Below are 14,039 nucleotides of genomic sequence, written 5' to 3'. Positions count from 1 at the left end.
GTTGGCGATAAGTTGAGAAGGGATAAAATGGGCGGGGCGCTTTCATATGTCTTTTGAGTGGCGATATTCGGCTGTTACACCTGACATAACCGAACATAAAATAAAACTTACATTACAGAATAGTATTTTCCATATTCCCTTCAACAGGAAGCCATTCGCTGGTACTTACATTTTCGAGTGTGATGTCTTTACCGTTGAAAAGAAGGTTGTAGATATATCTTCTTCCTTTTTCCCACTTCGTATTGGCGGGAATTTTATATTTGAATGTCGTTTCGTTGATGGTGAAGAGCACTTCCACATCTCCGTCTGTTCTGATACGCGATGTGGGGATTACCATTAGTTGTTGCGGCTCGTCCGGTATCTTTTTCAACATGCGCGGAGTATTCAGTTTTAGTCGGGTAGAGGCATTTGTCCCGGCACATCCGCCGATATTTCCGGTTTTAATGTTCATCTTACCCCTGAAGCAAAGAGCTGTACCGCCGGCTTTGTTTCCGATCTGTATCGCATGGAGTAGGAAGCAGCCTTCTGCTTCCGGTGTCATTCGCAGTTGGAAGCTCAGGAGCGAAAGCGTATGATTCATGTTAAGCAACGCGACTGGGGAAATCTGGTTGACCGCTCGTTGCCCGCTGGCCTGTATCCCGTACATGTAATCTTTCGTCAGGGAAGCGTCCGGCGATATGCGGACCAGGATATTCTCCGGGTCGAAATTAACCTGCGACTGATACGGGTAATAGGCATAAACGGTGACTGGTTCCTCGTTCAGATAAATATCGGGTGATTGGCGCCAGTTCAGCTTGTTGTTTACCAGAAAGGCTTCAGCCCGCACGTTTTTGTAATCCGGATTACTATCGTAGATGTTGCCGGTACTTTCCGAGACGACATGCAACCCGATGACCGATCCTCTTGTAAATTCTTGCATAAAATTAGGAGACTTTGTTGTCAGCACCTTTGTTATTATTCTTAAAGGTTGCTCTTTCATGCCTAAATTTTCAATGAGTCCCGGGTCGTAGTCGTTTGTGCAACTAAAAATACTAACCGCCGTCATCATAAATAGTAGTAATTTATTCATTCTTTGTATTATTTTTGTGAAGTGATTGCAGGTACAAAGATCAGTCAGTTTGGAGAGGTAGAGGGTGCATTCGGTATAAAACCACGATGAAATCGTATAAAACCACGAGGTGCAAATTATCTACAGGCATCAAATTGTCTACTAATGGTTCAGATCAACTATTTAATGCTTCAATTTGTTTACTTGATACGAGGGATATATTATGTTGGACAAAATTCAGTTTTTATTAAGCTTACAGATCATCGGATTCTGTATCTTCGGTGGAGCTACCCTATTGCTCCGGGCCGGTGATAACCGGGCGAAAAGGATATTAGGGTGGGGTCTGTTTTTGTGGGCTTTTCTGGCTGCCATAAGGTTGTCTGTGAACCTTTACCTGCATAAACCGAAAGAGGCTTTCCATCCGGATATATTGATTATGGGTGCTTTGGTAACGGCAACGCTTGCTTGTTATGTGATTGAGGTCTTACGGCCCGGGTTTCTTACCTGCAAACGTTTTTTCTTATTTATCAGTCCGGTTGTTTTTGGTGGACTGGCTTACCTGACTTATCGTTTGTCGGGAGGTGAAATTCATACCTACTATTCAATAAGGGAGGTTTTCGAATACTTGAATATGGATGTTTTGCTTCGTATGACAGTCTTTCTGCTGACTTTGTTTTATATGATTCTGCCCGTTTATCTGATAGCAAGGTACAGTAAAGACTTCAATGTTTTTTTAGCAGAGAATGTTTCCGATCCGGAAGAATATGATTTGGAATGGTTAAGGAAAACCATGATAATTTTGATTGTTCTGTATGGTTTCTATCTTGTCTTATTGCTGACCAATACACCATTGATGTATGTGATCGACAAAACAGTCCTGTTGTTCGTTTGGTATTATTTCTTTTATAAGGCGCTATTTCTGAAGGTAGTTGTTTTGGAGCATTCTTTTAAAAGTGGATGGGATCTTCCGTATCAGGAGGACGACAATGACGATGATGAACACAGGGTTCTCAGTAAACGCTATGCAGAGGAAGTAAGTGCATGGTTTGAAAGAGAAAAACCGTATCTTCGCGAAGATTTACGCCTGACGGATTTGCAACGGATCTTCCCTATCAGCCGTTCTTATCTTTCCCAATTGTTTAACCGGGAGTTGGGACAATCGTTCTCCGATTATGTCAACCAGTTCCGGATCGAGGAAAGCAAGCGCTTGATGGATGCCGAGCCGAATGCCAGTATACAGGAGATTGCCGAACGTTCCGGATTCCATTCGATCAGTACGTTCCGGCGGGCTTTCCAGAAGTGTACGGGCACGATCCCGTCGGAGTATAAGAATAACAAATAAATACATAACGATCTTTATTCTACCATGGACACTGTTCAAACTACTACTGCCAGACCGCATATTGTCTGGCTGGATGTTCTTCGTCTTGTCGCCATCTTGATGGTGATTGCCATTCATTGCACTGATCCGTTTAACGCTTCGCCTGAATCGCGTGCCAATCCGGAGTTCAATTTCTGGGGTTCTGTTTATGGCTCCATGCTGCGTGCCAGTGTGCCGCTTTTTGTGATGATGACCGGATTTCTTTTGTTGCCGGTCAGGCAAGAGGCTTCTGCCTTTTATAAGAAACGCATTCCACGTGTGTTGTTTCCATTTCTGATCTGGTCTGTTTTGTTTGATCTGGCGCCCTGGTTCATCCAGTGGATAGGAGGCAGCCCGGAACTGGTGACGGACTTTTTCCCTTGGGAACCAAACCCTTCGGCCTCGTTTGTAGAGGCGTTGAAGACGATCGCTTTGATCCCTGTAACCTTTACGGTCTATGCGACGCCAATGTGGTATATCTATGTGCTGATAGGACTTTATCTGTATATGCCGGTCTTTTCCGCATGGGTGGAAAAGGCGTCGGATAAGGCGAAGCGTATGTTTCTGGCGTTTTGGTTTATTTCGTTGTTTATCCCTTATCTGACGGAGTTTGTTTCGCATTACCAGTTCGGAACCTGCTCATGGAATTCATTCGGTCTATTTTATTATTTTGCCGGTTTCAACGGCTATTTGCTGTTAGGACATTATTTAGGGAAAAGAACGGATTGGTCGCTTGGCAAGACTTTCTCGGTGACGGTTCCGCTGTTTTTAGTTGGCTATTTTATTACATTAGCCGGCTTTCGCTATATGACATCCGATCCGAACGTGAGCGAGGAGGGGATGGAGTTGTTCTTTACTTATTGTTCGCCTAACGCATTGTTGATGACGGCTGCCGTTTTCTTGTTGGTACGGAAAGTACGGATTACTTCGCCGGTTATTTGCCGTGCCCTTGCCAATCTGACCAAATGTGGTTTTGGCTTGTATTGCGTGCATTATTTCTTTGTCGGTCCTTCCTATATGTTCGCGCAGTGGATTGGAACACCTATTCCGGCCTTGGTTCCTGTTTCGACCATTCTTACCTTTATTTGTTCATGGTCATTTACTTATCTGGTGAGTAAGTTGCCACATGCGAAATATATCATAGGCTAAGGTGCTTTTTTATTGTTCGGCTGTTTGTACAAATGATGTTAAATAGACATTTGAGGTGAATAACGTATCTGTTTTACCTCTATTTTTGTGTTGTAAAACATAATTGTGCAATACTAATGCGGGTGTGTTTTGCATGAGTCGTTTTAAACAAAAAGAGAGAAGCTATGAAGAAGTTTTTTAGAAAGTGCCTCAGATGCCTTGAAATATTAGGTGAATATGGAATGCAGAAATATGGTATGAAATAAGAGGTAAATGTGTGTTTGGTAGGGAATGTCGGTACGGCATTCCTTTTTTTATTAGAAATGATGTTTTTCTATATAATGTAAAAGCTTGGCGGTGCGTTAAGCGTGGGGGTAGAATAGTTTTGACACCGCCAAGAATGCTTATTTGGATGAAGGAGAGGAGAGGCGGTAACTGACGAATGCGACGCGCCTACTATCCGGAGCCCAGGAATTGACATTGATTGTGCCCTGTCCTCCGAATAACTTGACTAATGTTTTTGGCTTTCCTCCTGTGGCTGGCATAATCCTAAGTTCAACGTTCTTATTGGGAAGATGCTGCCCCGGTTCCAGATCTCCTTTATAATAAGTGATAAAGATAACGGATTTACCGTCAGGCGAGACATGAGGAAACCAGGAATTGCGGGTTTCGTCAAACGTCATCTGGGTTTGTTCGGAGCCGTCTTTCTTCATTCTCCATACTTGCATCAAACCCGTGCGTACGGAATTGAACCAGATATATTCTCCGCAAGGGGAATATTCGGGACCATCGTCCAATCCTTCTGCTGTCGTCAGCTGTCTTTCTTCTCCTCCTTCAACTGGAATAATGTAAATGTCATAATTGCCTTTCCGGTCGGCACAATAGGCAAGTTGCCGTCCATCCGGGCTCCATCCGTGTAGGTAGCTAGGAGCAATCGGGGTGATCAAGCGAGGTGTCCCTCCTTGCATCGGGAGGGTATAGATGCGTGATTTGCCGTCTTCTTTCGTCCCGTGGCTGATAGCTATCTGCTTGCCGTCGGCAGCTATGACATGGTCGTTGTTGCATCGGGTGGCAAAGCCAGTGTTTATCATTTCAGGTTCGCCGGGCGAATCGGGGGAGAGTTTGTACAGTTTTCCCCCGCTATTATACACGAGCCACTGGCCGTCGGGTGTCCAGTTTGGAGCTTCGACACGGTAGGGGAATTCTTTGACTACGGTGCGCCTGCCGTTTGTTACGTCCAGTACTTCCAATATGCTGGTTACGTCGTTTTGTTGGGCGGATGCGAGCGACGTGAAAGCCGCTAAGAGAATCATACAACAGGTTTTCATAATGATTGAGAATTAATATGCGCTGAAAGATACTAAAATTAGCCGGGACGATAATGACCGTAAGGGATTAATTTTTTCTTTTCCTTGGTTTTCTTTAGGTAGCATTGATCCAGAAGCAGGGTGCGGTTTACTATTTTGTGCACTACCCTGAAATTGTGGTCTATCAAGATAATGCCTCTTGTCCGGGCGCTTTCGGTGATGTGCATACGTATTTCTTCTGCAGCAATAGGAGAGGCGTTGAACGGTTCGTCCAGCAGGAGATGGCCAGCTTTGCTGTAGAGGATAAGTTTGGTCACTTTCTAATATTCCATAGAATGTGATAGGAGTATCTATAAAACAACAGGTGTGCTGTTGATTAAGTATAGACAGCGCACCTGAAAATGAAAATTATTTGTAAAGAGAAGATTTTACCACTTATTATACAGCACCACTTCGCGAGTACCGCGTACGCTCATAGTCGGAAACCAGAGATCTTCTGCTGTCAGACCGCATTCGTCGACGGCTTGCAGGCAATATTCCAGTTTGCCGAAATCGGCATCGACATTGTTCGTCCCAAAGGTGAACTTGATTCCACGCTCTTTCGCTTTGCGGATGATGTCGAAGCTTGGAATTTTGTAGCGTGCGTTGATTTCGAGTGCAATGTTATGTTTTTTCAATACATCCAGGACGCGGTCGATACGCTCATCGGTCCAGTATTTGGCATACTCTGCATTCAACTCTTCCGGCAGGAAGGTAGGATTGGCATAGATGTCGGCCGGCTCATTGGTAAGGATCTTGACGGTCTGGTCCACCAAGTGATCCATATATTGTTCTTTGGTAACACCGTCGTAGTGTACCTCTTCGGGGCGGTATATCCTTGACAGACGTCCTTTATGGTCCACAATGGTCATTCCGTCGGTAAAGAGATAATCGAATACGCCTAAAGCCTTCTGAGAGAAGGTGGCTGTCCACTTACGGCCTTCACCTTGCACACCGCGCAGGAATGGCATGTCTTTTACTTCGTTGTAGTATTCGTACACTTCCTTGTCATCGGCAAGCATACGGCCTACGCCACCCTCACCGGCATTGGGAGCCACACCGTAGTTGATACCGTAGTTCATTGACATGGCGTGCGCCATCTCCTTCGTCAGGCCGCCTTTCAAATGCACGTGGTAATCTATCACGGGGAAGTTTTGCTGCTGGAAACGGATCACAGCATCGTTCTGTTCGTCTATCCGTGGCATTGTGTCTGCCTCATTGACCGCGTCTTTTTCCAAGCGGGTCATGTTGAGGTTACGAAAGGTTACATCACCGCTCATACCTTTTAGTGCAATAGAACCGCGGCTGAGCAAGCGCCCGGCATACTCTTTTGTACGATAGGGGTGTTCGGGTTCGGTATAGCATACTACTACCGTATCGTTTATGGCAATCATTATGTTATGCCCGCGTACAGCAATTTCAAAGTCGAACCACTTCCCGTCTTCAGCTAATGAACGGTAGAGGTTACGCACGGATGTGAGGCTGCCGCTTTTACGTGTGCCGTCGATGGCTCCGTTCCGGAATGCTACCTCATAGCCTGATTTCCCGTCGGTATGATGGAACAACAAGGCCGCTTCCGCATTTTCCCCGGTGAGAGCTTGCCCGGTAAGTATAAAGTTCTCATATTCTCCTTCAGCAAACCAGGTCGATCCGGCTGTCACGGTTATTTCATTACCGTCGGCAGTTCCCATTTCGGGACTGCTGAAACGGTCTAATGGTTCTGCAACGTTGTATCGTATGCAGCTGGTAAGCCCTAAGATACTTATCAAGGCCACTATTAATGCTGTACTGGTTTTATCAATCATAATGTATTTTGTTTTAGGTAATTACACATTAAAGCGGAAATGCATGATATCGCCGTCCTGAACGATATATTCTTTTCCCTCGACACTCATCTTTCCGGCTTCTTTTACAGCAGATTCCGAACCGTAGGAAATATAATCCTCATATTTGATGACTTCGGCGCGGATAAAGCCTTTTTCGAAGTCGGTATGGATCACACCGGCACATTGCGGGGCTTTCCATCCTTTATGGAAAGTCCAGGCACGACATTCGTCGGGACCGGCGGTCAGGAATGTTTGCAGGTTCAGGAGTTTGTAAGCGGACTTGATCAGACGGGCAACGCCGGATTCTTCCAAACCGATCTCCTGTAAGAACATCTGGCGTTCTTCGTAGGTGTCGAATTCGGCAATCTCGCTTTCGATCTTGGCCGCTACGACCAATATTTCAGCTCCTTCGTCTTTTACGGCTTCGCGGACAGCATCCACATATTTATTACCGTTGACTGCGCTTGCTTCATCTACGTTACAGACATACATTACCGGTTTGTCGGTCAACAGGAATAGATCGTGTGCGATCTTCTGCTCGTCTTTCGTCTCGAAAGAAACGGTGCGGGCACTTTTACCCTGTTCCAGTGCTTCCTTATATTTGCAAAGTACTTCATAAGCGATTTTAGCCTGCTTGTCACCGCCTGTCTGAGCCTGTTTCTGCACTTTGGCAATACGGCTGTCAATGGTTTCCAGGTCTTTGATCTGCAATTCGGTGTCAATGATTTCCTTGTCGCGAACCGGATCGACACGGCCGTCCACATGAACAATATTGTCGTCATCGAAGCAACGCAGTACATGCAGGATTGCATCTGTTTCGCGAATATTGGCAAGGAATTTGTTTCCCAGCCCTTCTCCTTTGCTGGCGCCTTTTACAAGGCCGGCGATGTCTACGATTTCCACCGTAGTAGGGATAACACGCTGGGGATGTTCGATTTCTGCCAGTTTGTTCAAACGTTCGTCCGGTACGGTGATCACGCCGACATTCGGTTCGATCGTACAGAACGGGAAGTTAGCAGACTGTGCTTTTGCATTCGATAAGCAATTGAAAAGAGTAGACTTTCCTACGTTGGGAAGTCCTACGATGCCACATTGTAATGCCATTCTATTTTGTTGTTATGATTTATTCAAACTTTGTTTCCAGACTGCAAAGATATACAATCTTTTGTATTTATGTTGCCGGATACAGGCGAACCGGATATAGAAAATATTGTTTGGGCGAATAAGCGGGAGAGGAATTTGAGTCTTTTAATAATCCAGTATGGCCCGAACCTGCCGCTTTTCCTTTTTGGGGCATATAGCGAGGCGGCTGTTTGCCATATTGAATGCTACTCCCAGATCGATCACGCTGTTGTCTTTGCACCAGTATTCCTCGTCGTATAAAAAAGTTCCTTGATACTTGGCGAGGAACATGTTGAATTCCCGTTGCCTGGTGTGCAGTAATACCAGATTGAGCATATCCGGCAGATGCCAGTTGTCTAAGGTCCCTTCGGAAATGGACTCGCAATAGATCAAGGCATCGAAATAATCGAGTGTCTGTTCCCGTATCTCCATTACCGAACCTTTATAAGGGGCTATATCGGGTTCTATATGCTGACCGGGAGAATCTGCTCCAGCCTGTATGATCACGCCGTTTGCATAGAGATCTCCGACTGCCGGAACCCGGAAAGGGGGAAGATGGATACCTTGCGCGATCTTATATCCTTTTTCGGGGTAATAGTAAGTGAAATGGCTCAGTGATGTCGTGAGGCGGATGGAACGGATGTGGCTGGCTTCATCCGGGATAGCGATTGAAATACCCCGATTCAGTATCTCTGTATCCGGTGTTATGTAACGATACAAGGGGAACTGTCCGGATGTGAATTCGAACGCTGCTTTTTGTACGGATGCCGGAAGATTGTCAGGGAATATGAAATACATAATTTTCCAATTGCTCCATCTGTCCCCCTAAGACGGAAAATATAATAAAAGCGTGGGAACTGCCATCTATCCAAGCAAGAGGTATCGCCAAACACCTATCCAGCAGATAGACAACAGCCCACGCTTGATGTTTATATATTATGTATATATATACAAAAAACGTGAGGCAATTGTTGTCTACTGTCCTTGCTGGATGAAAAATTGGCGATTTTCTTGCTTAAGGACAATATGATAACGCTTCTGTTTTACTATGTGATATTGCAACTCCTTGCAATAAATTTCACGACAAAGATAGTGTATAAATGCTGTGATTTATAAACTTTATGTGTTTTTGTTAATGCGCTTCCAGCCAGTTTACCCCTTCACCGCAGTCGGCGATCAAGGGAACTTGCAGTTTGATTGCATTTTCCATTTCATCCAACACGATTTGTTTCACTTTTTCCAATTCGTCTTTGTAGACGTTAAAGTTCAATTCATCGTGTACCTGCAGGATCATCTTGCTCCTCAGACCTTCGGTTTCGAAGCGGTTGAAGATGCGAACCATGGCAACTTTGATGATGTCGGCTGCACTGCCCTGGATCGGAGCGTTGATCGCGTTTCGTTCGGCATATCCCCGTACGATCGCGTTATGGGAGTTGATATCCGGCAGGAAACGTTTGCGCTTATAGATCGTCTCTACATATCCTTTTTCTTTCGCCACCTCGATGCTTTCGTCCATGTATGCACGGATGTCTGGATAGGTTTTGAAGTATCCTTCGATCAACTCTTTTGACTCTGCGCGTGGGATGCTCAGCCGTTCGGCCAACCCGAAAACAGAGATTCCGTAGATAATGCCGAAATTGGCCGTTTTCGCTTTCCGACGCATATCGGAAGTGACTTCTTCAACCGGAATACCGTATATCTTGGCGGCTGTGGCGGCATGAATGTCGGCTCCGCTGCGGAAGGCTTCTATCATGTGGGCATCCTGGCTCAGATGGGCCATGATGCGAAGTTCGATCTGCGAATAGTCGGCGGAGAAGAAAATACAGTCTTCGTTTTCGGCTGTAAAGGCTTTCCGGATTTCACGTCCCAACTCATCGCGTACCGGAATGTTTTGCAGGTTCGGATTGGTGGAACTGAGGCGGCCGGTCGAGGTGACTGCTTGGTTGTAGGACGTGTGGATCTTGCCGGTTTCCGGGTTGATCAGTTCGGGTAGGGCATCGATATAGGTGCTGAGCAGCTTCTTCAGCCCTCGATATTCGAGCAGCTTTCCCACGACGGGATGTTTGGAACGCATTTTTTCCAGTATTTCTTCACTCGTGCTATAGCTGCCTGTCTTTGTCTTCCTCGCTTTCTCTTCTATCTTGAGGTGATCGAAAAGGACTTCGCCGACCTGGCGGGCAGAATTGATGTTGAACTTCATTCCTGCCAGTTCGTAGATCTCTTTCTCCAACTTCTTGAGTGCGGTCGTCAGTTCCTCGGACGATTGTTTCAAGGCGACGGTGTCAAGCGTCACTCCCGTATATTCCATTTCAGCCAATACATATATTAAAGGCATCTCGATGTCATAAAAAAGCGATTCGAGTCCTTCTTTTTCCAGACAGGGGGTAAAATAGTTTTTCAGCTTGAGCGTGATGTCCGCGTCCTCGGCGGCATATTCGGCTACTTGGACAACCGGGACGTCACGCATGGTAAGTTGTTTCCTTTCTCTCGGGCCGATCAGTTCCTCGATCCGTACTGTTTTATATTTAAGGTATGTTTCGGCGAGGTAGTCCATACCGTGACGCAGTTCGGGATTCAGAAGGTAGTGGGCGATCATCGTGTCGAATAGAGGGCCGGCTATCCGGATTCCATATTTGCGGACGACAAGGATGTCGAATTTTATATTTTGTCCGATCTTGAGAGATTTCGGATTCTGCAGGGCGGGGGAGAAGTGGGCAAGAATTTTGTCGGCTTCTTCGCGGGCTGCCGGAACAGGGACGTACCAGGCCTCGTTTTCCTTCACGGCGAACGACATTCCGACCAATCCGGCCTTCAATGGATCTATACCATCTGTTTCCGTGTCAAAAGCAAAAAAATCCTGTTCGTTCAAAAACCGCCCTAATTCTATTCTTTTTTCCTCTGTATCAACAAGATAATAGGTGTGAGGAGTAGACTTTAAGTTCGCGAGAGTCGAATATTTGGGAACAGCCGTAGGTTCGGTCGCAAATTCTTCAAAGAGCGAGCCTTGAATCGGGCCTGCCGGAGCTGCTTTTTTTCTTGTATCGGCTTTTGCTGGCGCCGGTGCTGTTTTGGACTCCGTTTTGACTTTTTCCGGCTCTCCGCTCATTCTGTTAATAAATGTTCTGAATTCTAATTCAGTGTAAATCTCTACGAGACGTTCCTCATTCATCTTTTCACGGATGCATTTGGCAGCATCGAACCGGATCGGTACATCCGTCTTGATTGTTGCCAGGAATTTGGAGAAGCGGATCTGCTCCATGTTCTCCATGACCTTCTTTTGAAGGGAGCCTTTCAGCTTGTCGGTATTCTCCAAAAGATTTTCGATCGTTCCGAATTCGGCCAATAATTTCTGGGCGGTCTTTTCACCGACACCCGGACATCCGGGGATGTTGTCGGAACTGTCGCCCATCAGTCCTAAAAGGTCGATCACCTGGTCGACGGATGTCAGGCCGTATTTGTCCAGTACTTCGGGTACGCCCATAATCTCGTAGTCACCGCCGAAGCGGGGGCGGTACATGAATATATGTTCGGATACCAGCTGGCCGTAGTCTTTGTCAGGTGTCATCATATATACTTCGAAACCTTCTTTTTCGGCTTGCTTGGCAACCGTGCCGATAACATCGTCGGCCTCATAGCGCGGAACTTCCAGTATCGGGATATTGTAGGCTTCTATGATGTCTTTGATGAAAGGGACCGACTTGCGGATATCTTCCGGCGTCTCTTGCCGTTGCGCCTTGTACTGTTCGTAGGCTTCGTGGCGGAAAGTCGGACCTTTCGGGTCGAAGCCTACCGCAATATGGGTCGGGTTTTCACGTTTCAGGACATCTTCCAGGCTGTTGATAAAACCGAAGATGGCCGAAGTGTTCATGCCTTTGGAGTTGATACGCGGGTTCTTGATAAAAGCGTAGTAAGACCGATAAATCAATGCATATGCATCTATGAGGAATAACTTCATCTCTTTTAACACGTTTTAGTGTGACAATTGTCGGTAAATGTACGAAAAAACTCGCTTACTCGATACTTTTTGTTACTTTTGCGCATCTTAGGATCAATTATGAAGGATAGAAGTAAAATAGAACAACCGGTTGCCGTAGAGTTTAAACGTTTTAATGATGAGTTTGCTGCTTCGCTGCGAAGCGAAACGAATCGTTTGCAATCAGCTATTGACCAGATACTGAATGCGAGCGGAAAACATGTCCGCCCCTTATTAGTACTTTTGACGGCTAAAGCATGTGGGCAGGTAACGGATAATACGATCAATTCGGCTGTTCTGTTGGAACTGCTTCATACTGCCACACTGATTCATGATGATGTGATCGACGAGACAAAACAGCGTCGCGGGGTTCCTTCCTTGAATGCCATATTCGATAACCGCATTTCTGTCTTAGTGGGCGATTATGTCCTTTCCACCGCGTTGATCCGTTCTATCCAGACAGGTAATCTGCAAATCATAGGTATTGTTTCCAATCTCGGACGCGATCTTTCGGAAGGGGAGATCAAGCAGTTGGAAACGGCCGAAGAAAGCATCATCGACGAATCCTGCTATATGCAGGTGATACGGAAAAAGACGGCCATGCTGCTTTCCGCTTGTGCCGAGATCGGTTCCATCTCTGCCGGGGCATCCGGTGAAATGGTGGAAAAATGCCGTGAGTTCGGCGAATACTTAGGTTACTGTTTCCAGATCAAAGATGATATCTTCGACTACTTCAAAGAAGCGAATATCGGCAAACCGACCGGCAACGATATCCGGGAGGGAAAGGTCACGCTCCCCTTGCTGCACGCGTTGCAGACGGGTAGGAGAGAAGAGGCAGAACATTGCCTTCATATCATAAATGAAAAAGACTTTACCACAGAGAATATAGATTTGCTGATTGATTTTGCGAAAGCGAACGGGGGAATCGAATATGCTGAACAGCGTATGCAGGTATATCATGACAAAGCGGTCGAGGTTTTGATGACACTTCCTGAATCGGAAGCACGCGAAGGTTTGCTGCTGCTTGCCGATTACATCGTAGAGCGCCGTAAATAGATTTTCGCGTATTTACTGTCACTCTATCACTTTTTTTCTTGCATCCTTTGTATATCAACATGTATTGAGTGTGATAGATGCCCTTTTCATCTATCACTCCTGTGTCACTCTCTATCACACTTTTCTTTTCATTTAATACGTTATTGGTTGAAAATCAATTTGATAAATATGCCGAAGGAAATTTAGGTTTGCTGCTTTATTATCAGTATCTTTGCCAGATATTACTTAAAAACAGTGACTATGACAAAAAAAGAAGCGATTAAGCTCTTCGAAGAGCGTAAAGTCCGGACCGTTTGGGACGATGAACTGGAAAAATGGTACTTTTCTATTGTAGATGTAATAGGTGTGTTAACCGACAGTCCTGATCCTCGAAATTATTGGAAAGTATTGAAAAATCGGTTGAAGAAGGAGGGAAATGAAACGGTTACAAATTGTAACCAGTTGAAATTGGTTGCCGAAGATGGAAAGAAACGTCTTACCGATGTTGCCGATACCGAACAACTTTTCCGCCTGATTCAATCTGTCCCTTCTCCCAAAGCCGAACCTTTTAAAGGGTGGATGGCGCAGATTGCCAGTGAAAGAATCGATGAATTGCAGGATCCTGAATTGACGATAGATCGTGCTATGTGGGAATATAAACGTTTGGGATACTCTGACAGCTGGATCAATCAACGATTAAAAAGCATTGAGATCCGTAAGAATCTGACGGACGAATGGAAGCGTTGTGGAATGGAAGAAGGGGTACAGTTCGCTTTTTTGACCGATATTATCACAAAGACTTGGTCTGATAAGACAACGAAAGAATATAAGGCGTATAAGGGGCTTAAGAAAGAAAACCTCCGGGATAATATGACTAATACGGAGTTGATCTTGAATATGCTTGCCGAAGCCTCCACAACGGAACTTTCGCAAGTAAAGAACCCTCAAAATTTCGATGAAAACGCCTCTGTAGCGATGGAAGGCGGCAAGGTCGCCAAAGTGGCCAGGCAGCAATTGGAAAGTCAGTTGGGACGTTCTGTTGTCTCTCCCTTGAATGCGCATAGCACCTTGGAAAAACTTCCGGAAGATACAGAGAAAGATGAATAAACTGCTTATATAAACACGACGACACCCGGATGTAGGCGATCCCTGCATCCGGGTGTTCGTTTAAGGTAGATCCGGGTGTAGCAGGTGGGAACAT

General features: G+C 45.7%; 11 protein-coding genes. 4 read left to right on the top strand and 7 right to left on the bottom strand.

Translation table 11 applies throughout. From position 1 onward, the window contains the following. Positions 1–112: 112 nt before the first annotated feature. The gene (locus tag KTG12_RS00180) at positions 113–1,069 is read right to left on the bottom strand and encodes a fimbrillin family protein (protein WP_138272580.1); all 957 of its coding nucleotides are present in this window, start codon (positions 1,067–1,069) and stop codon (positions 113–115) included. 202 nt (positions 1,070–1,271) lie between these two features. Between KTG12_RS00180 and KTG12_RS00175 the strand changes: the two genes are divergently transcribed. Further along, positions 1,272–2,390 (top strand): AraC family transcriptional regulator, encoded by a 1,119-nt coding sequence (locus tag KTG12_RS00175; RefSeq protein ID WP_138272579.1) that lies wholly within the window; start codon positions 1,272–1,274, stop codon positions 2,388–2,390. A gap of 24 nt (positions 2,391–2,414) precedes the next feature. After that, positions 2,415–3,557 (top strand): acyltransferase, encoded by a 1,143-nt coding sequence (locus KTG12_RS00170; protein WP_005645146.1) that lies wholly within the window; start codon positions 2,415–2,417, stop codon positions 3,555–3,557. Positions 3,558–3,940: 383 nt separating this feature from the next. Here KTG12_RS00170 and KTG12_RS00165 read toward each other — a convergent pair whose 3' ends face one another. The 6 genes from KTG12_RS00165 to polA form a co-directional block, all read right to left on the bottom strand. After that, positions 3,941–4,864 (bottom strand): TolB family protein, encoded by a 924-nt coding sequence (locus tag KTG12_RS00165; protein WP_046452501.1) that lies wholly within the window; start codon positions 4,862–4,864, stop codon positions 3,941–3,943. 38 nt (positions 4,865–4,902) lie between these two features. Further along, positions 4,903–5,160: a hypothetical protein gene (locus KTG12_RS00160; protein ID WP_022321417.1), complete on the bottom strand. Its 258-nt coding sequence runs from the start codon at positions 5,158–5,160 to the stop codon at positions 4,903–4,905. Between the two features lie 111 nt (positions 5,161–5,271). After that, the gene (locus KTG12_RS00155) at positions 5,272–6,687 is read right to left on the bottom strand and encodes a DUF1080 domain-containing protein (RefSeq protein ID WP_022321416.1); all 1,416 of its coding nucleotides are present in this window, start codon (positions 6,685–6,687) and stop codon (positions 5,272–5,274) included. Positions 6,688–6,708: 21 nt separating this feature from the next. Then, entirely contained in the window at positions 6,709–7,812 is a 1,104-nt protein-coding gene (ychF, locus tag KTG12_RS00150) for a redox-regulated ATPase YchF (RefSeq protein ID WP_022321415.1), read from the bottom strand. Between the two features lie 144 nt (positions 7,813–7,956). Next, complete coding sequence (locus KTG12_RS00145) at positions 7,957–8,628, bottom strand: hypothetical protein (RefSeq protein ID WP_046452503.1); 672 nt, start codon at positions 8,626–8,628, stop codon at positions 7,957–7,959. Positions 8,629–8,962: 334 nt separating this feature from the next. Next, positions 8,963–11,785, bottom strand: a complete 2,823-nt coding sequence (gene polA / locus KTG12_RS00140) for a DNA polymerase I (protein WP_138272578.1) — start codon at positions 11,783–11,785, stop codon at positions 8,963–8,965. A gap of 99 nt (positions 11,786–11,884) precedes the next feature. Between polA and KTG12_RS00135 the strand changes: the two genes are divergently transcribed. Both KTG12_RS00135 and KTG12_RS00130 read left to right on the top strand, forming a co-directional pair. Beyond that, a complete protein-coding gene (locus tag KTG12_RS00135) occupies positions 11,885–12,859 on the top strand; it encodes a polyprenyl synthetase family protein (protein ID WP_005633823.1) in 975 nt (324 codons plus the stop codon). A gap of 240 nt (positions 12,860–13,099) precedes the next feature. Further along, positions 13,100–13,945 (top strand): Bro-N domain-containing protein, encoded by an 846-nt coding sequence (locus KTG12_RS00130; RefSeq protein ID WP_046452874.1) that lies wholly within the window; start codon positions 13,100–13,102, stop codon positions 13,943–13,945. The last annotated feature ends 94 nt before the right edge of the window (positions 13,946–14,039 follow it).

Origin of the sequence: Parabacteroides sp. MSK.9.14 (assembly GCF_019041495.1) — a bacterium.
Taxonomy (GTDB): Bacteria; Bacteroidota; Bacteroidia; order Bacteroidales; family Tannerellaceae; genus Parabacteroides; species Parabacteroides merdae.
The sequence above is the reverse complement of the archived record's forward strand: the minus strand, read 5'-3'. Positions and strand labels throughout refer to the sequence as shown.